This window comes from Burkholderia reimsis, from assembly GCF_003294055.1.
Lineage (GTDB): Bacteria > Pseudomonadota > Gammaproteobacteria > Burkholderiales > Burkholderiaceae > Burkholderia > Burkholderia cepacia.
Window position 1 is genome coordinate 92,153 of record NZ_QMFZ01000012.1, and the last position, 22,609, is coordinate 114,761.

Consider the following 22,609-nt stretch of genomic DNA (forward strand, 5'->3'; position numbering starts at 1 on the left):
AATGGAACTCGGCTCGACGATTTTGACACCTGTAGACGACACCACGCCAGTCACACTGCAATACAAATTTTATTGGGTGCATGAGCGGCTCTGGGATCAAAGCTGGATTGAAAAATACCAGCTAGCCACGCCGGGCTTGGCGCGTGAAATTCAATCCAGAAAGGGAGCGAGCGGACAATACACATGCGAAGATTTTGCCCTCGAAATATTGATCGAATTTGCATCGAGAAATAAGCTGCCGCTCAAAATTAAAACCGAGTCGCGCACCTTTAAAAACGTAGAGGAGGTGTTTGATGTGGATGGCGCAAACCCACCGACACCCGCTGGATTTGCATTAGATGTGGCGTTCCGGGCAGGCGCACCGGATGTTGTCGCGAACAGCCAACCAGTATCACTATCGGATCTCAAGCCGGGTGATATGTTTGCAGAATTTAACCGTGGACATATTCAAGTAGTAACAAGCGTGAGCCCGAATCGAATTGAAATTATGCAGGGAAATTTTCCCGGGCCTCTGACGGTGGTTAGAAAACAACATTCATGGACGGATTTCGGATTTCTTTTTAGAGATAAATCGACCGACGCACGAGAAAGCCCAAATTATCTCGGGGTGCCGGTTCAAAATGCCGTGTATGAATTCAGAAATGGCTCTTGGTTTTATCAGCGAATGTATGGGGACGATCGCAGGTGGGACCCGAAGCCGTGGGGCGATCAGAGTATACACATTCGATGGAATTTCCTTGAATTTAATCGACTGTAAGGTATCGAGATGAATTTGAGAAAATGGAGACTGCGAACAGGTTTGCTGATCGTTGGGTTGGCTATCTCCACTGCCGTCGCCACCATCGCGCAACAGTTATACCAAGGCGATCTGCTAACGCGTGCGGGCCTTCAGCAACGCCTTTATTTGAAAGTCTTGACGTATCACTACATGAATCGCGGTGACCAGTACTTCTCAGTCGACACACTGTTGGCGGAGCGTGGTTTTGTATATTTTCTTGCTGCTCTATGCATTGGCGCCTTGGGCGCGTCGATATGTTTGGAAAGCAGAATGCTTCGACGATACATGATTGCATACATTGCGATCACATCGATTTTTATGTTTGGAATTTTTGTTTTAGCTCAATATAACGCCACGTATGCATTAGGATGAAAAAAATTGCGCTGGTAATTTTTCGCTTTATCGGATGGGGCCTCGTTGCCTCGATTGGCGTGCCTGCGGCGGGTATAACTCTGGCGACTCTTGGAAAGATAAAGAGTTGGCACCAGTTTTATCGGCTAATCACTTTTGATTACATGAGTTTCGTGGACAGCTTGGAAGCTGGAGGGGCCGCCAACGACTTCTTCATTGCCCTCGCTGGACTGGCTATAGCAAGCACGATATGGATTGTGCTGACATACAAGTCGCCAGCTAGGACGCCACGGATCATTGCGTCCACGGTCTTTGCATTCGTCGCGTTCTCCCTTGTGTACGCAGCAAACCATACGAGAGTGGGACAGGTTCCCGACTATATCCGCGCTGCGCCCGAAGCGCAGTAGCCGAAGCCATCAAGCGATCGACGAAAAAAGCCCCGCGCTCGGCGGGGCTGAAAGCTCGCACAGTTCCCATAAAACACGTCTGGCGAGTGCAGGCAGTGCCTGCAACGCGAGTATGACGCGCCCGCTAGTCGGGGTAAACCAGTGCGTTTTCGTGGGCGCACAAAAGTGCACCCAATCGTCTGCAACCTATTGATTTTGTTGCGTAATCGCAACATCGAACAGGCTCAGCCCTTTCTGCGCGGCCTGCGCGCCCAGCACGAGCGCGAACGGCACGAAACCCAGCATGACGGGCAGCGCCGCGCGCAATCCGCGGCCCATCTCGGCGACATAGGCGGGCTTGTCGCGAAGCCCTGACGACGTTGAAACGCTACTGCTCATTACTCCTCCTTCGGGGGAGGGATTGTCTGCTTTTTTGACTCGAATCGGGTTGCGTTGTGGCCATGATTTTCGGAGAATTTGGCATCGAACGAAGGATTTGGGAATTTCTTGGAATCGGATGCCAAATGAAACTTGACGCCATCGACCGCCGGATCCTGAGCGCGCTCCAGCGCGACGGCCGCATGCAGAACGTGGAACTCGCGCACGAGGTCGGGTTGTCGCCATCGCCGTGCCTGCGGCGCGTGCGGCTGCTCGAGGAAGCCGGCGTGATCGAGAAATACGTGGCCGTGCTGAATCCCGCGAAAGTCGGCAAGGGCCTGACGATCTTCACGCGCGTGTGGCTGAAGGGGCAGGACGCGGAATCCGTGAACCGCTTCGCCGACGCCGTCCAGCAGATGCCGGAAGTCGTCGAATGCCACCTGATGGCGGGCGACTGCGATTTCCTGCTGCGCGTCGTCGCGGCCGATATCGACGACTACCGGCGCTTCCAGATGGAAACCCTCACGCGCATCCCGGGCGTGCTGAGCGTGAAGACGGACATTCCGATGCAGAAGGTCAAGCTGACGTCGGCGCTGCCGACGTAACGCGACGCGGGCGCGCGGACTTGCGACGACGGGTCGACGAACGGTCACGGCTCGGTGACAATCGCCCGATAGACTGACGCATCGCGCCGCTTCGGGCATGTCGCCCGTGTTGTTGCGCGACGTTCGATGCGCAAGCAACTAACGGTCAATGTCGACGCAAATGGGCAGGCGGCGCCGCGCGCCGGGTCATGCGCCGGCGCGAGTACGTTCCTTCTTGTCGGGCCATTCATGCAGCCATTCAACAATCCGTGGAATTCGCTGGAAATCGTCAAGCTCGTGCTCGGCGTGCTGACGCCGTTGTCGGTCGCGTGTCTCGGCTGGCTCGTCGCGCGCCGGCTGAAGCGCCTTGAACTGGTGCAATGGACCAACCAGCGATTGATCGAGAAGCGGCTCGCGCTGTACGACGCGGTCGCGCCGCAGCTCAATGCGCTGCTGTGCTTCTACACGTGGATCGGCTACTGGAAGGACATCTCGCCGGACGACGTGATCCGCGCGAAGCGCGAGCTCGACCGCACGTTCCACATCTATCGTTACCTGTTCGACGACGACGTGTACGACGCGTATCACACGTATATCCATGCGCTGTTCGACATGCATACGGGCCCAGGCCGCGATGCGCGGATCCGCTCGCTGATCCAGGCGCCCGACGGCGACCGCAGCCTGCACGGTTCGTATGAGTGGAAACCGGTGTGGTCCGACCGTTTCGCGACGGCGAATGTCGTGCCGAAGGACGACGTGCTGCGCCACTACACGCAGTTGATGGAACGGCTGCGCGTGGCGCTGGGCGCGACGCGCTGAAGGCGGCGGCGCCCGCGCGCCGCCTCACCCCGGTATCGAAATCCGCCACCGGGCGGCGCGAATACCTGGCCTCGCACACGAAGCGGATGCGGAGTCCGGCCGCTGCTGACATGCTCGCGCCATCACCACTTGCGCGAGGTCCGTATGGTCGTCGACACCGGCCGCCAGCCGCTCATGATCCGCTCGCCCGGCGCGGGCCGGCGGCGCCTCTTCTGCGTCGTTTCTCCCGAAACGCATGATGTGTCGTTGCCGGTCGCACCGGAGATCGGCGACATCGTGTTCATTCGTGTGACCGTGCGGCCGTTCCTCGAGGTAGCGAGCGCAACGCGCTCATGGACGAATCACGTCGGCATCGTCGTCGGCGCGCGCGGCGGTGAAACGCTGATCGCGGAGAGCACGTTTCCGCTATCGCGCGTGACGACGATGTCGCGATTTCTCGCACGCTCCGATCGCGGCGCATGCGTGATCGCGCGGCTGAAGCAGCCGCTCGATGCAGAGCAGCGGCGGCGGCTTGTCGACGCGGCGATGCGCCGGACCGGCGTGGTCTACGACACGGGTTTCGATCTCGCGTCGCGCCGGCAGTTCTGCTCGCGGTTCGTGCGCGAAGTCGTGCGCGATGCGACGCGGATCGTGCTCGGCGACGTCGAGACCTTCGACATGCTGTTGCGCCGGAATCCCGATCATCCGCTCGGTTTCTGGAAAATCTGGTATTTCGGGCGAATCCCGTGGCGCCGCCGCACGGTGACGCCGGCGAGCTTGCTCGAGAGCGACGCGTTGCGGGTGGTGGCGGATACGCGCGGGTGTGTCGAGAACGGGCCTGAACCTGGCCGTTCGGGGGGTACCTGAATCCGGCGGCGGCTACGACTACTGCCGCCCCGCCACCGCAAGCCGCGCCGCCAATCCGACGAATACCGACCCAAGCAGATACTGAGGCAGTTTCGACGGCCGGCGGCGCGCGCCGATCCGCTGGCTCAGCCGGCTCGCGGAAAGAATGACCGCGCCGTTCACGACGAGTCCGATCAGGTTCAGCACCGTCGCGAGCACGAGAATCTGCACGGCGATCGAACCGTGCTCGGGGCGCACGAACTGCGGAAACAGCGCGAGCACGAACAACGCCATCTTCGGATTCAGCAGGTTCGTCGTCAGGCCCTGACGGAAGATCGTCGCGGTCGAGTGGCGGCGTGGCGACGCGACGGGCGACAGCGGGGTCGCATCCGAACGGAAGGTTTTCCACGCGAGATACAGCAAATACGCGGCGCCTGCGAAGCGCACGGCGTCATACGCGAGCGGCACCGCGACAAAAAGCTGCGACAAGCCCAGCGCGGCCGCGAGCGCGTGGCAGTAGGTGCCGGCCTGAATGCCCGCGAGCGTCGCGAAGCCTGCACGCCGGCCCTGGCTCACGCTGCGGGACGCGATCAGCAGCATGTCGGGGCCGGGCGTGGCCGTCAGGGCGAGACATGCGCCGGAGAACAGCGCGAGCGTGGAGAGGTCGATCATGGCAGTCCCTTTTGTCGGTGCGGCGTAAAAGGGAGGTCAGTTTAGGAGGGCACGTGAGCGCGGTCAATCGAGCGAACGGACGATGGCCGGACGGCGCGGATCGCATGACACATGGATCATGCTCGCGCGATCAGCGCGCCCCCGGCTTGCGGCACGCGACCTGGTAGTCGATCACGGTATTCGCCGAAGGCTTGTCCGGCTCGCCGCCGGCCGTCGTCACGCCGAGCACGCCGGCTGCATTCCGGTAGCGCAGCGCGCAATACCCCATTCCGGTACCCGAACACGCTTCGGCTTCGAAGATGCCGTGCTTCGCGAGCGTTGCCGCACCATCCGTTGCTTCCGGCTTCTCGCGCGGGCGCAGCGGTTGCCAGCCGTGCGCGATCAGGATCCTGCGTGCCGCATCGAGCGGCTCGCCGTACACGTTCGGCACGACCGCACGGCCGCCGCAGTGTGTGCTTTCGGCGGCGACACCGGTCAAGCGCAGGCCGCCGTTCTCTTCATGCAGTTCGCCGACGGGCGGTGCCGGGCCGTCGCCACCCCAGATCAGCAGCGCGCCGTTTTCCAGCCGATCGACCGAGCCGAGCTGCCAGCCGGCCTTGCGCGCGGTATAGCCGAGCGCGACGAGCGTCGTGCCGTCGAATACGCCGATGTTGCCGTTGCGCGCGAAGCAGATCGCGCTCGTGCCGGCGCGGAAGCCGCTCGAGAACGTGACGACCGTGTAGCGCCCGAGCGGCGCCTCGGACGTCACGATCCAGTCGCGCTTCGCGACTTCGCGGCTGGCCGCGGTGGTCGTCTTCGCGCGATATCGCTCGCAAAACGGATCGAGCGAACCGTCCTCCGGCGAATGCGGCAGCACGCCGAGCGGCACGAGCGACGCGCCGGCGATATCGGATGCTGTCCGCAGCGGGGCGGCCGATGCCGTGCCGCCGAGCACGGCCCAGGCAACGGCCGTGATCGCGGTGGCCGTCGCGAAACGACGGCCCGAAGCCAGAGCACTCAAGCGCGACACGCGGGTGATCTCCAGGGAAGCGGATACGGATGCGACGATTGCGGTGTTCCGCACGTGTGCCGCCAACGACTCAGCCCTTCGCGACGACGTCGATGCGCAGCGCTTCACCGCCGTCGACGATCGCCAGCAGACGATCGACGTTCGGGTGCGCGCCCGGGCGGTTGCGTGCGTCGGCCGTATGTTCGGCGAACACGGCGAGGCCGTGCTCGGCCGCTTTCGCGTCGAGCGTGCCGAATGCCTGCTGCAGATAGTTGTACACCGCGAGCGAGCCTTGCTTGCCCGGCTGGTTCTCGATGGTCGCGACCACGTCGCCGTTCGCGCCGGCGAGATCGATGCGCGCGATACCGTCGATGGCCGGCAGTTGCGCGAGGTTGTCCTTGAATACAGGGGTCGGTTGAATCACTGAAAACACTCCGTCGGTCTGATCGTGGAAAGGTGGCGGCCTGTATGTTATCTGATTCGCCGCGATGCACTTTCCGACGCAACCGGGCGATTTGCACGGAGTCTGATCATCCGATCGCAGACGCGCACGGCGGCCGAATTTCATGACCGACGAGGCGGTGAGTCTCGCGTCGATCCGATCCCTTGGGTTTGCTTGAGGCTAGCCCGGGCCATCGCTGGCGGCTGCGAGAAGCGGAACGACCAGATCGCTGATCGGCGTCGGAATGCCGTGCATTCGTCCGTAGCGCTGCACGACGCCGTTCCGGCAGTCCCATTCGAGCGGATGGTTGCCTTGTCGGTCGGCAAGGATGGACGTCCCTAAATCGGGCGGAAAGCCATGCAATCCATCGACGATTTCCTGCGGCACGTCATCGCCCAGCTTCGCGCCCTCCGCCCGCGCGACCTCGAGACATTCCCGCAGGTAGGCGAGCGACAGTTCGGTGATGTCGCTTCGCGTGTACATGCCGGCGCGGCGACCGGTCAGCACCATGAGTCCCGCCACAGCGTTCTGCAAGAGCTTGCGCCACGCGAGCGAGATGAAATCCTCCGCCACCTCCGGCGCGCAGCGCGTGCCGTGCAAAGCGGCGACCACCACGTTGCTCGCCGGCGTATCGGGCAGCGTGAGCCGAGGCTTGCCCCGCAGCCACACCGATGCACCCGATTCGCGCTGCGCCGGAAACCAGACGACCGACGGCACGACCGTGGCGCCGGCCGCATACGGCGCGAACGCGGCTTTCTGCTCGACGCCGTTTTGCAGCACGCAGACGACGGTATTCGCATCGCATAGCGCGGAAACCCAGGGTGCCGCGCTCGCGATCTGCGTCGACTTGACCGCAACGAACACGAGATCGAACCTTTCCTCGACCACGTGCGGATCGGTCAGTACGGGCCCGGGCACGACGATCTCGCCGCCGTCGAAGCGCAGCTTCAACTGTTCGTGGGCCGAGCGGCCGCAGATCACCGGCGTGCGGCCGGCTTCATGAAGGGCCGCGGCGACGGTCGTTCCGATTGCGCCCGGACCGACGAGGGCGACGGTCGGGTAGTCAGCGTTCGTCATGGTGTTCATCCTGTTCAGTCATCCGCCAGATGCGGGCGCAGAGCGAGGGCGAGCGGAAAAATCGCGAGGGCGGTCAGCGCGGTCGCATACGTGGCGCCATGCACACCGATCCTGTCGCCCAGGAAACCGTAGAGAACAGGCGATATCGCGCCGGATGCGATCGTCCCCGTGTAGAAGATCGCGAATGCGCGCTCGGTGCGCTCGGGTGCGGACATCTCCGGAACGGTTCCGTACAGCACCGACGAAGTGCCGTTGAGCATCATACCCAGAATCGGCAGCAGCACCATGGCGAGTGCCAACGGGAGATACATCACCGCGACGATGCACGCGGCTGTACCGCCCTCCGTGAGCAGCACCGTCCTGACCATACCCAGGCGCGCGCCCAACCAGCCACACAGGAATTTGCCGGCCGCACCGCCTATGAACACGAGCGCAAGCGCCGTTCCCAGCAGTTGCGGCGAGACACCCTTTGCCTTGAGCAGGAAAGGCAGAAATGTCAGCAGTCCCATGCGTACCGCCGTATCGAGCACGCCGATGGAAAACAGCGTGGGGAAGCCGCTTCCCCCGGTGCCGCTGCGTTGAGCGGACGCCTGTTCTTTGGCCGCCGTCTTGTTTGCGCCACGCGGCACGGCGGGAAACCAGAGCGCGATGACGGCGGCCACGACGCAGCCCAATCCGGCGACGATCCATAGCGCGTGACGCCACGGCATCAGGGTCACGAGCAGCGAAATGGCGGCCGGCAGTGCGGATTTCCCCAGATCGCCGGCAAAGTTGTAGATGCTCAGCGGGCCTCTCGCGTCGCGTCCATAGAGGCGGGAGACGGCGCCCGATGCGATCGGATGCTGCGTGCTGGATCCGCCGCCCGAAATCGCCAGCGCCACGCCCAGACCGAGCAGGCCACCCGACAGGCCCGCGAGTGCATAACCGAGCGCGGCGAGCAGTGTGCCGAATGCGAGGGTCGTGCCGCTGCCCAGGTATTGCGCGAGGCGCCCCGCAGACAACTGCAGCGTCGCCATCGTGCCGGCATAGATGCCGCGCAGGATCGCCAGGGCCGCAAAGTCGAGCCCGAATTCCGACTGCCACACGGGTAGTAGCGCGTAGATCATGTCCGTATAACCATCGTGCATTGCGTGCGCAATGCAGGACAGCCACAGCACGCGCCGTCGGGGCGTTGCAGTCTCCCGCGTCACGGGAGGGGAAAAAACCGGCAGGCGCATCGTCATTTGCTCCGTGCGAGCGGTCGGTGGAAGCCGCTCGTGGCATCGCTTTCACGCTCGATGCGTCAATTCTATGGGTGACGCAGCGGCCATTTCAATTGAACTAAAATCGCGTCAACGGAGAGAAAAAGTCACGTCATGAACGACAACCAGGACACGGCGAAGCATCGGGGCGAGTTGCCTCCGCTCAATGCGCTGCGCGCTTTCGATGCGGTCGCGCGGCACGGCAGCTTCGCGGGGGCGGCGGTGGAGCTGCATGTCACCCACTGGGCCGTAGGCAAGCAGATCCGGCTGCTGGAGGACTGGTTCGGGCTGCCGTTGTTCGACCGTCGTCCGCGCGGTGTCGTGCTGACCGACGAAGGGGCCGCGTTGCTGAACGACGTCAGCCACGTGTTCGAGCGCCTCGGTACCGCGGTGGGGCGGCTGCGCCACGACACGTTCAAGCACCGGATATCGGGCGTCGTGCGGGTGAATGTGCCGATGAGCTTTGCGCTGTGCTGGCTGCTGCCGCGGCTCGCCGATTTCCATTCGCGGTACCCCGACATCGACGTGAGGGTGTCGACGACATCGCGCAAGTTGCGCTATGTCGCCGACGCTTTCGATATCGGTGTGCGTTCCGGTCCCGAGCAGGGCGCGGGCGTCGTATCGCGCCCGTTGATGCCCGACCTGCGCGTGCCGGCCTGCAATCCCGCATTGCTGCGCCGGCATCCGATACAGGGCGTGGCCGACCTGCGTCATCACACCCTGCTGCATTCGGCCACGACGCGCTCCGCCTGGTCGCACTGGTTGCAGGAAGCGGGGGCTTCCGATCTGCGCGCCGCGCGTCATGTCGAATTCGATCATGTGAATCTTCAGCTCGGCGCGGCCATCGAGGGGCTCGGCGTGGCCCTGGCATCGCTGCCGCTGATCGGGCGCGATCTCGCCGAGGGGCGCCTCGTGTGTCCGATCGCGTCGCCTGTATGGCGTGCCGACGACTACATGCTGGTGACGAACGCCGATCGTGCCGACGATGCCGCGGTGTCCGCGTTCGAGCAGTGGATGGAACGCATGGCGGGCCGCGAGGCGGAATAGGCTCGCGGTGTCGATCCGCGCGATCGGCACCGCGATGCACTGGGCCGGCAGTGCGAGGCGGAACGAGGCGGTGCGGGGTCGGCGCAGCCGCCTCGCTACCGCCGGTGGAGGCATGACGAAGCGCCCGGTTCACTGCGAATGCGCCGGGCGCTTCGTTACCGTCCGGCGCCGGTCAACATGCCCGCTTCACGCGAACGTTCGATGTCGGGGCTGCGATACGCGCGCTCCGGAATCTCCGCGAGCCGCGACGCATGCACCTGCCGCGGCTCCAGCCCGTAGAACTTCTGGAAGCTCATGATCAGCGGCGACCACTTGTCCGGATCGATGCGGTCGGCGTAGCCGTCCATCAGCAGGTCGGGATGCACGTGCACGCGCTGGATGCGCAACTCGAACACGCGGATATGGCCGCGCAGGTCCGGCGCCTCGTCGCCGATCCCGTGCGTGGCCGCGACGACCGCTTCCATGTGCACCGGGCATTCGAGCGCACGCGGCGGCGCGACGGTTTGCGACGCGGTTGCGGTGAGCCCGGCCGTGCCGAACTTGTCGGGTTCGAAGACGTAGCCTTTCGCGCGCTTGCCGTCGGGCACCGGATGCGTGCCCGTCGTGCGCGCGATCCGGTCGACCGCGTCCGCCTGCGCCGACGACGGCAGGTTCAGCACGCATTCGCCGGTGCGCATCAGGTTGCGGGTGGTCTGCGAGCTGGCGGCGATGCCGATCACGCCGCGCCAGCCGAGCCAGAACGCGGACGAGATCGGCGCGAGATTGGGCGTGCCGTTTTCGTTCAGCGTGCTGACCAGCACGACGGGCGTGCCGAAATAGAGGATGTTCGGTTCGGTGACGCAATGCGGTGCATTCATGGCAGGTGCCCTCGGTGACGGATCAGTCCGCATGCTGATCCTGTCGCGGCGGCGCGGCGCTCCGAATCTTGTCGTGTCATTCCGGAGGGGCACAGGCGGCATGGGCGCCGCAACGGGCCGGCCGGCATCGCGCGCGCTTTTCCGCTAGAGTAGGAAATCGCAGGCCGCGACCGCCGTACCACGCATGCGGGCGCGGCCACGTTCCGCCAACGCACACGAGGGCCCGATGGATACCGAGCAACGCTATACCGCCAATGCACCGACGCGCGCGGAAGTCGACGCACTGGGCGGCGCAACCGTCATCGAATTCGGCGCGAACTGGTGCGGGATCTGCGCGGGCGCGCAGCCCGCGATCGTCGCGTCCTTCTCCGCGCATCCCGCGGTGCGGCACCTTAAGATCGAGGATGGCCCGGGCCGCCCGCTCGGCCGTTCGTTCGGCGTGAAGCTGTGGCCGACGCTGGTGTTCCTGCGCGACGGTGTCGAGGTCGCGCGCGTCGTGCGCCCGGCCGACGCGAAGCAGATCGAAGCCGACGGCTTCGCCGCGCTGGCCTGAGGTCGCCGAGATGCAACAGGCCCTCACGCACATCGGCGTCGACACGCGCGGCAGCGGCCTCGTCGAATTCACGCCGCAGGTGCGTGCGTTCGTCGACCAGCAGGCGATCCGCACCGGCCTGCTCACCGTGTTCTGCCGCCATACGTCGGCGTCGCTGCTGATCCAGGAGAATGCGGATCCGTCGGTGCAGCGCGATCTCGAACGCTACTTCGCGACGCTCGCACCGGAGGACGCCACGCGCTACGAGCACGACACCGAAGGCGCAGACGACATGCCCGCGCATCTGCGCACGGCGCTCACGCAGGTACAGCTGTCGATCCCGGTCGAGCACGGACGCATGGTGCTCGGCACGTGGCAGGGCATCTACCTGTTCGAGCATCGCCGCGCCGCGCACCGGCGCGACATCGTGCTGCACCTGATCGGCGAATGAGTCCCGACGGGTGACGCCGCGCGCGGCTCGCAATGCGGTGCCGGTGCGCACACGGTATCGCGGGCTTACGCGAGCAGTTTCTCGACGAGCGCACCGAGTTCGCGCAGGTGGACGGGCTTCGGCAGGAATGCGTCGAATACCCGCTTGTTCTCGCGCAGCGCAGCCGATTCATACGCGCTGACGCCGAGGATCGCCGGATGCCGGCCGTCGTCGTCGGGTTGCGCCACCGCGCGAATGCGCCGTGCGACGTCGAAACCGCTCAGGTCCGGCAGCTCGAGATCGAGCACGACGATGTCGTAGCGGCTCGCACCGAAGCGCGCGACGCCTTCCTGTCCGGTGCTGCACAGATCGACGTCGATGCCGAGCGCCGACAGCATCGCGCCGAGCGTTTCGCGTGCGTTGTCGTCGTCGTCGACCACCAGCGCGCGCCGGCCGCGGTATGCGGCCGCGTGCGGCAGCGCGGGCGCGTCGCCGGCCGCGTTGCCGGCGGTGTCGATGCCGGGCACTTCGGCCGGCAGCGTCACGACGAACTCGCTGCCTTCGCCCACCGTGCTGCGCACGTCTACATGCCCGCGCAGCGTCGTCACGATTTCGCGCACGACGGCGAGCCCCATGCCGATTCCGTCCACATGCAGCCCGACCGCGTCGTTCGCGCGATAGAACGGCTCGAAGATCTTCGACAGGTGCTGTTTCGCGATGCCGGCGCCCGTGTCGCGCACGGCGATCTTCAATTGCTGGCCGGCCGGCGCGTCGGCGAGCGTGATCGACACCTTGATTGATCCGCCGAGCGTGTACTTGACCGAGTTCTCGATCAGGTTCGACAGCACCTGGCGCAGCAGCTTGCGATCGGAGCGGATCGCGAGGTCGTGCGGCTCGACTTGCTGCGTGACCACGATCCGCCTGGCCGCGATCTTCTCGCGCAGCGGGTCGAGCACTTCGGCCAGCAGCGGCGCGATGGCGACGGTATCCAGCTCGGCGAGACGTTTCGTCGAGCGCAGCTTGATGTAGTCGGTCAGGTCCTTGACGAGCGCCTCGAGGGACAGCGCGGAATTCTGCAGCCGCCGGATCGTCTTCAGGTTCGCGTCCGACTGCGGGCGCGCGAGCAGGATCTCGACCGATCCGCAGATCGCCTGCAGCGGCGTGCGCAACTCATGGCTGACCATCCCGAGGAACGCGTTCTTCGCCTCGATCATCTCGAATGCACGATCGGACGCCTTGCGTTCCGCGTCGAGCGCCGCGTCCTGCCGTTCGAGCAGGTCGTCGCGCGTGCGCATCGTATAGAACAGCAGCAGGAACAACGCGCACAGGATGACGCCGAGCACGATGCCGAGGATCAGGATCGCGCGCTGCTTGTCCCTCAGCTGGTGGAACGTGAAGTCGCGCTGCGCCATCTCGATCGCGCGGAAATAGTTCGCGAGGCCGTTGACCTTCGGCCAGTACGCATTCACGTCGTCGATCACCTGCCGTGCGCGCTGCGGCGAATCGCGCAACGGCGGCACGTCGCGCTTCAGGCGCGTCATGAATTCGCCGAGCGCGTCGATCTCGTTGCGCGCGCGCGGGATGCGCAGCCAGTACTGGGACACTTCCGACGGCCGCTGCAGGAAGCCGAACGACACCGACAGGCTGTCGAGCTGCATCTGGACGTGATTGAAGTCGTCGTCCTCGTGTGTCGCGTAGAGGATCAGTTGCCGGTCGAACCGCGTATAGACGTTCCGGTATTGCGCAGCGGTCCAGAACACGCCTTCGCGCGGCCCCTCGAGTACGCCTTCGTTGACCGAGGTGGCGAGGAGGTCCCACAGCAGGAACGCCCACGCGGCGAACCCCATGATCCACAGCGAGCCGAGGACCAGGATGATTTTTCTATTTTTCCATCGCCCGCGTTTCATTTCACCGTCAGGCCGATGATCTGCCATGCGAACTTGGCTTCGCCGAGCGGCGTCTTCAGTTCGTCGGGATACTGGTCGCGCGGGTACATGATCCACAGCGGGCCGTAGTTGTCGTTGTCGAGCACCTTGCCGTTCATCGTTCGCGCGAGGATCACGCCGTAGCGATCGGCGTCGGACACGGGAATCGTGAACGTGTACTCGTCGATGCAGCGGAACTCGATCTGCGTGCCGTGCGCGCCGACGGTCTTCAGGATGTCGGACAGGCGCGGGCCGGTGAAGGTCGCCTTCGGTGTCCAGCTCGTCGACGTGACGATCGTGTGCTGGGGCAGCGCCATCAGCGCCTGTTCGGAGAAGACGTAGGCCGTCTTGCCCGGCTGGTTGTGCCTGTCGATCCTGCCGTCGACGGTGAACGTGAACGACGAGGCAGCCCACGCCGCGGCGGCCATGCCGAGCAGGCAGGCCGTCAGCAGGCCCTTGGTCCAGATGGTCGGAATTCGCATGTCATTCCCTCGGTTTTGTCGTGTTGTGTGGTGGCTTGTGTTTCTGGTCTCAGTTCGCGGCGGCCGCGGCCGGCAGCGTGATTTTCAGTTCGCGCGCCACTTCGGCGAACAGGATCGGCAGGCGCACCGGCTTTTCCTCGCAGCGTGCGTTGTAGTGCGACACGATGTGCGCGATTTCGTCTTCGCTCGCTTCACCGGTCGAGATCTTGCCGGTCAGCAGGAAGATCGGCGCGCCGCTGTTCTCGCTCGAGCGGATGCCGCGCACGAGTTCGGCGGCGGTCTGGTCGCCGAGCATCCAGTCGAGGATGTAGCCGTCGAAATCCTCCACTTCGAGTGCCTTGCGGAACGATGCGCCGTCGAAGTACGGAATCGCGTTCACGCCTTTTTCGATGAAATATTCACAGATGGTTTCGGCGACGTCCTGCGAATCGTCGACCACGGCGATCCGCGCCGCATACACGTTCGGCTGGGTCGAGCGCAGCTCGATCACGTCGACCGGATACGTGCGGCCCTCGCGCGCGTGCTGACGCTCGGTGATGAGCCACTCGCCCTGCCACTGCAGCGCGACGAAGTCCGTCTCGATCTGGCTGCTGGCCTTGGTCGAGATCGCGGCGCGGCAGCGAAAGCGCCGCGACTCGATCACGAGCGTCGCGTCGATCATCTCGGCGGCGGCCGGCTGCGTGCCCTTGTCGTCGAGCAGGATCGCGGGCGGCACGCCGAAATGCGTCGCGATGTCCTGCAATTGCGACAGGTTCCACGGGATCATGCCCTTCATCTTGCGGGTGACGACAGAGAAGCTGAGGCCGAGCACGTTCGCGATCGTCGTGTTGTGACTTCGCGGCGGAATGCCGTTCCGGTTCAGTAGGTCGCGCACCTTGTTGGCGGTGATCAGATCGACGTTGGCCTGCTCGCTGTTGGACATCTCGATGGGGTCTCCAGGGGTTTTTGGCGAGGGAGAGCATATCAAAACTGACGTGACACGCAAACTTTGAAAAAGCGAATCACCTTGACATGCTATTTTTCTCCATTATTATTGCTCACCACGTCACCTTTGTTTGTCGCGTCATGTTTGGAGATCGCAGCCGGCAACAGCCGGTACAACGAAAAGCGACAACAATGAAGCGGTGACTGAACGATTCGAAGAGAGAACCTGAGAGAGCCTTGGAGTGCGTGTCGGCGTCGACGGATTGTATCCGTTGCGCCGCGCGCCGCCGGGTGCGAGCTCACGGGGGTGAAAGGCTCGAAGAATTGCGGCGCCAATAAAACTTGAGGAAAGTACCAATGTTCCGCCGTCTACTCGCACCGGGGCTGCTGTTGCTGTTGGCCGCGTGCGCGCAGGATCCGTCCGTCACCGCCAACACGGTGCGGATCTGCGACGACACAGGATGTTCCGACCGCCCTAAAGATCAGGTGTCCTATCAAAAAAGGGACGATTCGGAAGACCGCGAAGATCCGCGCATCGCCGCGCTGAAGCAAACCGCGAAGACCCAGCCGAAGGCCGCCTACGACCTCGGCCTGCGCTATTTCCGCGGCGACGGCGTGCGCCAGGACAGCTACCAGGCCCTCAAGTGGATGCGCGAGGCCGCGGAGCGTGGCGACCTGCAGGCGCAGAAGGCGCTCGGCAGTTTCTACCTGTTCGGCCTCGAGGAAATGGGCTCCGACGCGCGCGAAGCGGAGAAGTGGCTGTCGATCGCGGCCGCCCGCGGCGACAAGGAGTCGAAGAAGCTGCTCGACCTTGCACGCAAGGCCAAGAAGGAAGACGAAGAAGACTGGAAATGGCGCACGCAGTGGCGTGACGTCTATTACGGCTACTGGTACTCGGGCTATCCGTACTACGGCGTCTGGCAGCAGACGTACTGGTACTACTGACCGGGCCTGAAGCAACGGGGGCAGCAGCGGGGAGACCACCATCGCGCGCCAGCCGGGGGGCTTATCGAAGTTCGCACGAACACATAAGCCGAACAACGACTCTAATCGATCGACAACGACATGAAGACCAACCTTTCCCAACGTCTCACTCAAGGTGCGCTGGTCGCAGCGCTTTGCGCGTCCGTGGCGGGCTGCGGCGGCGTCGTGACGCCCGGCGGTCAGAACGCGGGCGTGACCGGTGCCGCCGCGGGCGGCACGAGCGCCGGCGCCGACACGGGGCTGCAGCGCTGCGCGTCGCCGCTCGGCACGATCGCCGTCGACGACGGCCGCAATGCCGACTGGTGGGGCCCGTTCGGCAGCGCGACCAAGATGACGACGATCGACCCGCTGCTGCGCCTGGCCGTCCAGCAGTCGAACTGCTTCGTGATCACGTCGATCGGCAACCAGAAGAGCGACGCGCGCCTGTCGCGCATCACGCAGCTGCAGCGCAACTCGGGCGAATACCGCGCGGGCTCGAAGCAGCAGAAGGGCCAGCGTGTCGCGGCCGACTACTACATGGAACCGCAGATCGTCATCAACGATTCGCCGATCGGCGGCATCGGCAGCATGATCGGCGGGCTGATCGGCAACAGCGCGGTGGCGGCGGTGGCCGGCCACCTGCAGACGAAAGCATCGGTCGTCACGCTGACGCTGTTCGACGTGCGCTCGGCCGTGCAGATCGCGGCATCGGAAGGCAGCTCGACGGCGACCAACTACGGTGCCGCGCTGGGCGGCTTCGGCGGCGGCGTGGGCGGTGCGCTCGCGGGCTTCTCGTCGACGCCGGAAGGCAAGGCGACCGTCGTCGCGTTCATCGACGCGTACAACAAGATGGTCGTCGCACTGCGCAGCTACAAGGCGCAGGACGTCAAGGGCGGCCTCGGCCGCGGTGGCCAGCTCCAGGTCAACTGACGTCAAGGGCCGGCGGTGCGCCGCCGGCCGGTTTCCGCTTCGCAATCGTCCGTGCGTGTGGCGTGAGCCGCGCGCGCCGGCTTCGTTCGTCCTGTTCGTTTCGAGGTGATTCCGATGAAAGCCGTTGCATTGATCGCATTGACCTGTCTCGCGCTGACCGCCTGCGGCGGCGACGACAATTCATCACCTGCGTCGTCCGGCGGCGGATCGGGCACGAGCAACAACGGCGGCACCGGCGGGACGGGAAGCGGCGGTAGCGGCGGCTCGGGTGGGTCGGGCGGCTCCGGCGGCTCAGGCAGCGGCACGCTGACGCTGCGCTACGACGCGCAGCCGACCGCGGCGGACCAGGCGAGCTTCCTGACGCTGCTCAACAGCGAAGGCGCGAAGGGCTACCGCTACCTGGGCGACTACTACTACGCCCCGTCCGACGGCGGCTCGCGCTCGATCTTCGTGAACGACGGCACCGTGCAGACCTACACGTACCAGTTGCAATCCGCGCCGGGCGACTGGACGACCTTCCTCAACCAGGCCAACACGCAGGGCACGAACGGCTATCGCTACGAAGGGCCGCTCACGTACGGCTACCTGTATCGCAAGGATGGCGGTTCGTCGGCCACCTACACGTATACGACGACCGGCCTGCCGGCCGACCCGAACGCGTTCCTCACGCAGGCGAACGGCCAGGGCCAGTCGGGCTACTGGTTCCTGGGCCCGATGGTGATCGGCTCGGTGCAGTCGAACGTGTACATGAAGAACAACGCGTCGAGCGCAACCTACACGTACGATGCGCTCACGCCGACGACGAGCGTCAGCGACTTCATCGCGCAGGCCAACAGCGAAGGTGCGAAGGGTTATCGCGCGAAGGGCGCGATGGTGTTCGGCAGCACGATCTCGTGGGTCTACGTGAAGGACCAGACGCAGTCGCCGACCTTCACGTACCAGTCGGCCGCGATCCAGTCGACCGGTGCCAGCTTCGTCCAGCAGTCGAACACGTTCGGCGCGCAGGGTACCGCGTATCTGAGCGATCTCGCGCTCGGCGCCCCCACGCCGGTGATGGCGTCGTTCTATTTCAAGCCGGCGAACTGCACGGGGTTCCTGTGCACGACGCTCAACCCGCTCACGCAGAACTGACCTGCCGTCGTTCGACGGCCGCCGAAGTGCCTCGCCGCCTGAGCGGCGCTTCCGTGGGGGTATGCCGCTTGATGGCCCGCCCCCGCCTTTTTTCCTCGCCTCCTCTTCCTCCCGGTTGTGCGTCGCAGGGTCCGACGTGCAGCCGGGATGCGTCCGAACGCCACATTTTCCCGCACCGAATTTCGGTCAAGTTCTAAATATCCGCTCAATAGGATTTGACGTGTACGAAACGGTTCATTTGGGGTGGACGCTCCCATACCCGTTTGGCATCGTCGGAATTCATTCCATCTTTTCCATGGTGAATTCCGGCCAGGCGTCGCACTTCGAATCGGCATCGTTCGAGGGCGCGACCCTCGTCGCGCGTCATGCCGCAGAGTCCGCTTCAATCCCTTCGCCGCTATCTGAGCATTTCCGTGTTCGGTGGCGGCATCGTCGTTACCATCCTGGTCCTGATCGCATGCGGTCTCGGGATGACGGCGATCGTCTCGGGGCATGTCGAGGGCGAGCGGCGCAACTACCTGAACGGGCTGGAGCAGACGCTCAACGAGATCCAGGTGAGCGAAACCTCGTTCCGCAACGGCGTCGCGAATGCGCAGCTGATCTGGCGCGAGGCCGATAGCGCGCCGGAATCGGTCGTCGATGCCTTCTTCGGCGACGACCAGCGCGTCGCGATCCGGCCGCATCCGTCGCTCGTGCTCGGCGTGCCGGGGCAGACGGGCGATCGCATCGAGGTGGCGCGCTACCTGTCGCTGTCGGTGCTGCTGGCGCGCATCTGCGCGGCGAGTTCGATCAATCGCGGGCGCACGCTGGAGGGCTACCACTACAGCACGCGCACGGGCATGTTCGGGCTGGTGCCGAACCGGAACCGCGACGATCCCGCGCTGGTGTCGCCTGACGATCGCGCACGCGTGCTGGACGCGCTGCGCATCGATTTCGAGCGCGCGTATCCGGGTGTCGTCGATAGCCGTCCGCACGTGCGCTGGCTCGCGCCCTTCATCGATCCCGTGTCGGGGCAGCCGCGCATCCGGATCGCGGCCGAGGCGCACGACAACGGTAAAACGTTTGCCGTGCTCGTCACCGAATATCCGCCCGAGTACCTGCTGTCATGGCTGGCCGACTATCGGCCCGACGGCGTGTTCACCATCGCGACGGCCGACGGCCGGCTCGTCGCGATGGATCCCGCCGTGGGCGACGCCGGCCGCGCGGCGCGCCTGCTGGAACTGGCCCGGTGGCGTGGCGGCGGCCCGTCGGGTTCGCCGGTGTTCCGCGACGGTTTCCTGATGTTTCACGGCAAGCTCGAATCGACGGGCTGGACGTTCACGTATGCGTTGTCGTGGGCCGACGTTGCGGCCGGCGTCGCGCATTCGGCGGGCACGCTGGCGGCGGCGACGCTGCTGACGCTCACCGTCATGTGGGTGTTGCTGCTGCGCTTTCACCGGCGCGAATTCGCGCCGCTCTATGCGCGCTCGCAGCGCGTGTTCGACAGCGAGGCGCTGTGCCGCAGCGTGATCGAGATGGCGCCGATCGGCCTTGGGCTGATCGCGCGCGACGACGGGCGCTGCATGCTGGCGAGTCCCGCGCTCAGGGAGATGGTCGCCCGCAACGGCGGCGATCATCGCGAGCTGTCGAACCAGATCGCCACCGCGTGGCAGGTGCACGTCGCGAGCGGTGGCGCGGGCCGCGTGCTGCACGACGATCTCGTGATCGGCAGCGGCGAAGCCGCGCACCTGCATCTCGAATTCATCGCGTGCGGCGCACGCTATCAGGGCGCGGACGTGCTGATCGCCGCGGTCACCGATACCACCGCGAAGCACCAGCTGATGCAGAAGCTCGAAGAGGCCGTGCGCGCGGCCGATTCGGCCAATGCCGCGAAATCGTCGTTCCTCGCGGCGACGAGCCACGAGATCCGCACGCCGCTGAACGTGATCCTCGGCAACCTCGAACTGCTCGAACGCTCGGCGCTCGATGCGGTCCAGCACGGCCGCATCGGCACGTTGCGCACGTCGGCGACGAGCCTGCTCGCGCTCGTCAACGACATTCTCGATTTCTCGAAGATCGAGGCCGGCGCGATGCAGGTCGAGTCGATCGAGTTCGACGTGATCGCGACGGTCGCACGCGAGCTGAGCGCGTTCGCGCCGATCGCGAAGGCGAAGGGCCTGCAGCTGTTCTGCGAAATCGACGCGGCCGATACGCAGCGGGTGCGCGGTGATCCGACGCGATTCGCGCAGGTGCTCGGCAACCTGCTGAACAACGCGATCAAGTTTACGAGCACGGGCCGCGTGACGGTGCGCGTGGCCGTCGTTGCGGACGGCCACGGCGCGCCGGTGCTGTCGGTCGCGGTCGAGGATACCGGCATCGGCATTGCCGACGAGCATCGGCGCAAGCTGTTCAAGGCGTTCACGCAGGTCGATACGTCGATCACGCGGCGCTATGGCGGCACGGGGCTCGGGCTCGCGCTGTGCGACCGCCTCGTCGCGGCGATGGGCGGCAGCATCGGCGTGGAGAGCGAGCCGGGTGTCGGCAGTCGCTTCACGATCCGTCTGCCGCTCGGCACGAAAGTCGCGATGCTCGGCCGGCCGCACGGCGTGCGCGCGCATGCATGTGCGCTGACGCTCGTTGCCGCGCATCGCGAATGGCGCGAATTCGCGTTGCCGCACCTGCATGCATGGGGGTTCGACGTCGACGTGTACGACACCCTGTCGAGCCTGCCGGGCGATCTGGCAGGCCCGGTCGTGCTGATCGGCGATCCCGACACCTGGTCGCACGCCGAACTGGGCAACCTGCGCGGCTGTGCGCCCCTGATCCTCGCCACGCGCGATGGCCCGCTCGAACCGCACCGCGCAAGCGGCACGGTGCGCGTATCGAGTTATTCGCTCGGCGGCCTGCGCGCCGCGCTGTCGTGTTGCGCGTCGTGTCGCGGTGAAAGCGCGATTGCCGCTTCGTCCGGTGGCGAACTTGCGCTTGTCGCCATGCCCGGCCGGCGGCGCGCCGGGATGGCGCAGTCACAGCCCTCCATCGCCCGTGCGCCGCGCGTGCTGGTCGCTCGCGACGAAGCCGTTGACGGGTCGATTTTCCGCGAGCAGCTGCATGCACTCGGCTGCACGGTGGCCGAGGTCGGGTCCGGGCGCGCGGTGCTCGAATCGCTGGCCGGCGGCGACTGGGACGTGCTGCTGATCGGCGCCGATCTTCCCGATCTGCGCGCGCACGAGCTGGCGGAAGCCGCGCGCGACCAAGGTGCCGCGTGCGACGTACTGGTCATCACGTCGCACGTGTCGCCCGATGGCATGCGCCGCTACCTGTCGGCAGGCGTGCGGCGCGTCCTGACGAAACCCGTGACGCTCGTCCACTTGCGCACCGCGCTTGCCTCTGTGTGGCAGCGGTGCGGTGCTGCGCCGGAAAGCGCGGCGAGCGTGCCGACCGATCGCGAGGCGGCACTGCATGACAAGTAACCGGCAACACGGAATCCGGCAACGCATGTCCGACATGACAGGGGCAGAGTGCCTGCGCCGGTCGCAGTGCACATTTCAAATCACACTGGAGGGGAAGACCATGCGTCACCTGGGGAAGATATTCGCATTGCTGATCGAATTCGCGGCGCTGTCCGAGCGGTCGCGCAAGGAATTTCTGACGATAATGAACGAGTATCTGCTGATGTCGCCGACTCAGAGACGGCGCGCGATCAACGATTGGAAAATGCGCCAGGAAGGTGCGCGGCATGACGAACCCGGCGAGTCGGTGCACCGATAGTGCGTGGTGGCGGGGCGGTACGTAGCGGGATCTCCCCGCGCCCGTCCGCCGAGACGCCCTCCGTATGATGGCGGCAGGCGGTGAGGACCCGCACGTGCCAGCCGCTTGCAAGTGCCGCCTCTGGCACGTACGGGCGCGCCGCGTAGCCGATTTCCCCGGTGACGCGTGTTCGATCCCTCAAACTGCGCGACGCGGCCATCGCAGCCCGTTCGCCAGTTGGCGCGCAGGATGCGCGATGCATCGACCGCCCGACCGGCAAACGCGGCCGGATTTATCTTAAAATTAGGTCACTATTGTCCGGCGGCCGTATGTAGCTGACGATCGGCCGACGGCGCGAGGATGCGAGCGTTGCGTCGTGCGCCGGATGCGTGACGGGAAGCCTCGGGGAGAAACAGGAGCATGGACGAATTTTCAGTGCGCGTGATGGTGGCGGATGATCATCCGGCGTCGGCGCTCGGGATGTCGCAGGCGATGCAAGGCAACAGCACGATCAAGCTGGTGGGCGCCGTTTCGAACTCGACGGATCTGGTCACGGCGCTCGATGCGCAGCCGAGCGACGTGCTCGTGCTCGACTACGTGATGCCAGGCGGCAAGTACGGCGATGGCCTCGTGCTGCTGTCGTTCCTGCAGCGTCGTTACCCCGCGCTGCGTATCGTGACGATCACGATGATCGACAACCCGAGCGTGCTGCGCGCGATCCAGAAGCAGGGCGTGAGCTGCATCCTCAGCAAGTCGGATGCGCTGTCGCACCTGATCGGCGCCGTGCACGCGGCCTATGTCGGCGCGAACTACATGTCGCCGTTCGTGAAGCAACTGCTTCAGGATGGCGATGCGATGCCCGTCGCGCGCGCGCTGACGACGCGCGAGATCGAGGTGGTCCGGCTCTTCGGCGCTGGCTACACGGTTGGCGAGATCGCCACGCAGCTGCATCGCAGCAAGCAGACCATCAGTTCCCAGAAGTCGAGCGCGATGAAGAAGCTGGGGATCGTTCGCGACGCGGACCTGATCCGGTATGCGGACGAAGGCGACGTGCAGGATCCGTCCGCTCCGGGCGCAACCCCCGCACGTGACTGACCTGGGCCACACGGCTCGGCACCGGC

General features: G+C 65.1%; 24 protein-coding genes and 1 pseudogene. 15 read left to right on the plus strand and 10 right to left on the minus strand.

Annotated features, from left to right (window positions below):
- Window position 1: 1 nt before the first annotated feature.
- Genes DPV79_RS42095 through DPV79_RS16200 form a run of 3 tightly spaced genes read left to right on the plus strand, consistent with a single transcriptional unit; the run spans window position 2 to window position 1,536 of the window.
- A complete protein-coding gene (locus DPV79_RS42095; protein ID WP_133295668.1) occupies window positions 2–757 on the plus strand; it encodes a hypothetical protein in 756 nt (251 codons plus the stop codon).
- Window positions 758–766: 9 nt separating this feature from the next.
- Complete coding sequence (locus tag DPV79_RS16195) at window positions 767–1,150, plus strand: hypothetical protein (RefSeq protein ID WP_133295669.1); 384 nt, start codon at window positions 767–769, stop codon at window positions 1,148–1,150.
- Window positions 1,147–1,536 carry a hypothetical protein gene (locus DPV79_RS16200; RefSeq protein ID WP_113045910.1) on the plus strand — a complete coding sequence of 130 codons (390 nt, stop codon included), beginning with the start codon at window positions 1,147–1,149 and terminating at the stop codon, window positions 1,534–1,536. Before DPV79_RS16195 ends, DPV79_RS16200 begins: the two co-directional genes overlap by 4 nt.
- Window positions 1,537–1,746: 210 nt before the next feature.
- On the opposite strand, the pseudogene DPV79_RS16205 reads toward DPV79_RS16200, so the two are convergent.
- Window positions 1,747–1,914 (minus strand): annotated as a pseudogene (locus tag DPV79_RS16205) (AzlC family ABC transporter permease); the annotation flags it as partial.
- 125 nt (window positions 1,915–2,039) lie between these two features.
- On the opposite strand from DPV79_RS16205, the gene DPV79_RS16210 reads away from it, so the two are divergent.
- The 3 genes from DPV79_RS16210 (at window position 2,040) to DPV79_RS16220 (ending at window position 4,142) form a co-directional block, all read left to right on the plus strand.
- Entirely contained in the window at window positions 2,040–2,498 is a 459-nt protein-coding gene (locus DPV79_RS16210) for an Lrp/AsnC family transcriptional regulator (RefSeq protein ID WP_006749370.1), read from the plus strand.
- A gap of 228 nt (window positions 2,499–2,726) precedes the next feature.
- Window positions 2,727–3,296 carry a hypothetical protein gene (locus DPV79_RS16215; protein WP_048021440.1) on the plus strand — a complete coding sequence of 190 codons (570 nt, stop codon included), beginning with the start codon at window positions 2,727–2,729 and terminating at the stop codon, window positions 3,294–3,296.
- A 144-nt stretch (window positions 3,297–3,440) separates the two neighbouring features.
- The gene (locus DPV79_RS16220) at window positions 3,441–4,142 is read left to right on the plus strand and encodes a YebB family permuted papain-like enzyme (protein ID WP_113045911.1); all 702 of its coding nucleotides are present in this window, start codon (window positions 3,441–3,443) and stop codon (window positions 4,140–4,142) included.
- 18 nt (window positions 4,143–4,160) lie between these two features.
- Here DPV79_RS16220 and DPV79_RS16225 read toward each other — a convergent pair whose 3' ends face one another.
- The 5 genes from DPV79_RS16225 to DPV79_RS16245 all read right to left on the minus strand — a co-directional run bounded on the left by DPV79_RS16225 (window position 4,161) and on the right by DPV79_RS16245 (window position 8,517).
- Window positions 4,161–4,793 carry a LysE family translocator gene (locus DPV79_RS16225; RefSeq protein ID WP_113045912.1) on the minus strand — a complete coding sequence of 211 codons (633 nt, stop codon included), beginning with the start codon at window positions 4,791–4,793 and terminating at the stop codon, window positions 4,161–4,163.
- 130 nt (window positions 4,794–4,923) lie between these two features.
- Window positions 4,924–5,784: a hypothetical protein gene (locus DPV79_RS16230; RefSeq protein WP_372684118.1), complete on the minus strand. Its 861-nt coding sequence runs from the start codon at window positions 5,782–5,784 to the stop codon at window positions 4,924–4,926.
- 88 nt (window positions 5,785–5,872) lie between these two features.
- Complete coding sequence (locus DPV79_RS16235) at window positions 5,873–6,205, minus strand: DUF2322 family protein (RefSeq protein ID WP_048021448.1); 333 nt, start codon at window positions 6,203–6,205, stop codon at window positions 5,873–5,875.
- Between the two features lie 198 nt (window positions 6,206–6,403).
- A complete protein-coding gene (locus DPV79_RS16240) occupies window positions 6,404–7,300 on the minus strand; it encodes an oxidoreductase (protein WP_113045955.1) in 897 nt (298 codons plus the stop codon).
- A 14-nt stretch (window positions 7,301–7,314) separates the two neighbouring features.
- Complete coding sequence (locus DPV79_RS16245; protein WP_113045956.1) at window positions 7,315–8,517, minus strand: MFS transporter; 1,203 nt, start codon at window positions 8,515–8,517, stop codon at window positions 7,315–7,317.
- 138 nt (window positions 8,518–8,655) lie between these two features.
- Between DPV79_RS16245 and gcvA the strand changes: the two genes are divergently transcribed.
- Entirely contained in the window at window positions 8,656–9,588 is a 933-nt protein-coding gene (gene gcvA / locus DPV79_RS16250) for a transcriptional regulator GcvA (protein ID WP_021160576.1), read from the plus strand.
- Window positions 9,589–9,743: 155 nt separating this feature from the next.
- Here gcvA and DPV79_RS16255 read toward each other — a convergent pair whose 3' ends face one another.
- Window positions 9,744–10,445, minus strand: coding sequence for a flavin reductase family protein (locus DPV79_RS16255; RefSeq protein ID WP_021160575.1), 702 nt, complete (start codon window positions 10,443–10,445; stop codon window positions 9,744–9,746).
- Window positions 10,446–10,671: 226 nt separating this feature from the next.
- On the opposite strand from DPV79_RS16255, the gene DPV79_RS16260 reads away from it, so the two are divergent.
- Window positions 10,672–10,998 carry a thioredoxin family protein gene (locus DPV79_RS16260; protein WP_021160574.1) on the plus strand — a complete coding sequence of 109 codons (327 nt, stop codon included), beginning with the start codon at window positions 10,672–10,674 and terminating at the stop codon, window positions 10,996–10,998.
- A 10-nt stretch (window positions 10,999–11,008) separates the two neighbouring features.
- Window positions 11,009–11,428, plus strand: a complete 420-nt coding sequence (locus DPV79_RS16265) for a secondary thiamine-phosphate synthase enzyme YjbQ (protein ID WP_048021450.1) — start codon at window positions 11,009–11,011, stop codon at window positions 11,426–11,428.
- A gap of 65 nt (window positions 11,429–11,493) precedes the next feature.
- On the opposite strand, the gene atsR is transcribed toward DPV79_RS16265, so the two are convergent.
- Genes atsR through DPV79_RS16280 form a run of 3 tightly spaced genes read right to left on the minus strand, consistent with a single transcriptional unit; the run spans window position 11,494 to window position 14,736 of the window.
- Entirely contained in the window at window positions 11,494–13,314 is a 1,821-nt protein-coding gene (gene atsR / locus DPV79_RS16270; RefSeq protein WP_059652564.1) for a hybrid sensor histidine kinase/response regulator AtsR, read from the minus strand.
- Window positions 13,311–13,814: a putative pterin-binding protein gene (locus DPV79_RS16275; RefSeq protein ID WP_048021454.1), complete on the minus strand. Its 504-nt coding sequence runs from the start codon at window positions 13,812–13,814 to the stop codon at window positions 13,311–13,313. Before DPV79_RS16275 ends, atsR begins: the two co-directional genes overlap by 4 nt.
- Before the next feature lie 49 nt (window positions 13,815–13,863).
- Window positions 13,864–14,736 carry a response regulator gene (locus DPV79_RS16280; RefSeq protein ID WP_021160570.1) on the minus strand — a complete coding sequence of 291 codons (873 nt, stop codon included), beginning with the start codon at window positions 14,734–14,736 and terminating at the stop codon, window positions 13,864–13,866.
- A 359-nt stretch (window positions 14,737–15,095) separates the two neighbouring features.
- Here DPV79_RS16280 and DPV79_RS16285 point away from each other — a divergent pair, with 359 nt between their 5' ends.
- From DPV79_RS16285 to DPV79_RS16310, 6 genes are all read left to right on the plus strand, one after another.
- Window positions 15,096–15,683 (plus strand): tetratricopeptide repeat protein, encoded by a 588-nt coding sequence (locus DPV79_RS16285; RefSeq protein WP_060068302.1) that lies wholly within the window; start codon window positions 15,096–15,098, stop codon window positions 15,681–15,683.
- 120 nt (window positions 15,684–15,803) lie between these two features.
- A complete protein-coding gene (locus DPV79_RS16290; RefSeq protein WP_021160568.1) occupies window positions 15,804–16,631 on the plus strand; it encodes a hypothetical protein in 828 nt (275 codons plus the stop codon).
- A 114-nt stretch (window positions 16,632–16,745) separates the two neighbouring features.
- Window positions 16,746–17,762: a hypothetical protein gene (locus DPV79_RS16295; RefSeq protein WP_113045913.1), complete on the plus strand. Its 1,017-nt coding sequence runs from the start codon at window positions 16,746–16,748 to the stop codon at window positions 17,760–17,762.
- 365 nt (window positions 17,763–18,127) lie between these two features.
- Window positions 18,128–21,211 (plus strand): ATP-binding protein, encoded by a 3,084-nt coding sequence (locus DPV79_RS16300; RefSeq protein WP_113045914.1) that lies wholly within the window; start codon window positions 18,128–18,130, stop codon window positions 21,209–21,211.
- A gap of 25 nt (window positions 21,212–21,236) precedes the next feature.
- The gene (locus DPV79_RS16305) at window positions 21,237–21,509 is read left to right on the plus strand and encodes a hypothetical protein (RefSeq protein WP_308043792.1); all 273 of its coding nucleotides are present in this window, start codon (window positions 21,237–21,239) and stop codon (window positions 21,507–21,509) included.
- 399 nt (window positions 21,510–21,908) lie between these two features.
- Window positions 21,909–22,583, plus strand: coding sequence for a response regulator (locus DPV79_RS16310; protein WP_113045915.1), 675 nt, complete (start codon window positions 21,909–21,911; stop codon window positions 22,581–22,583).
- Window positions 22,584–22,609: the final 26 nt, after the last annotated feature.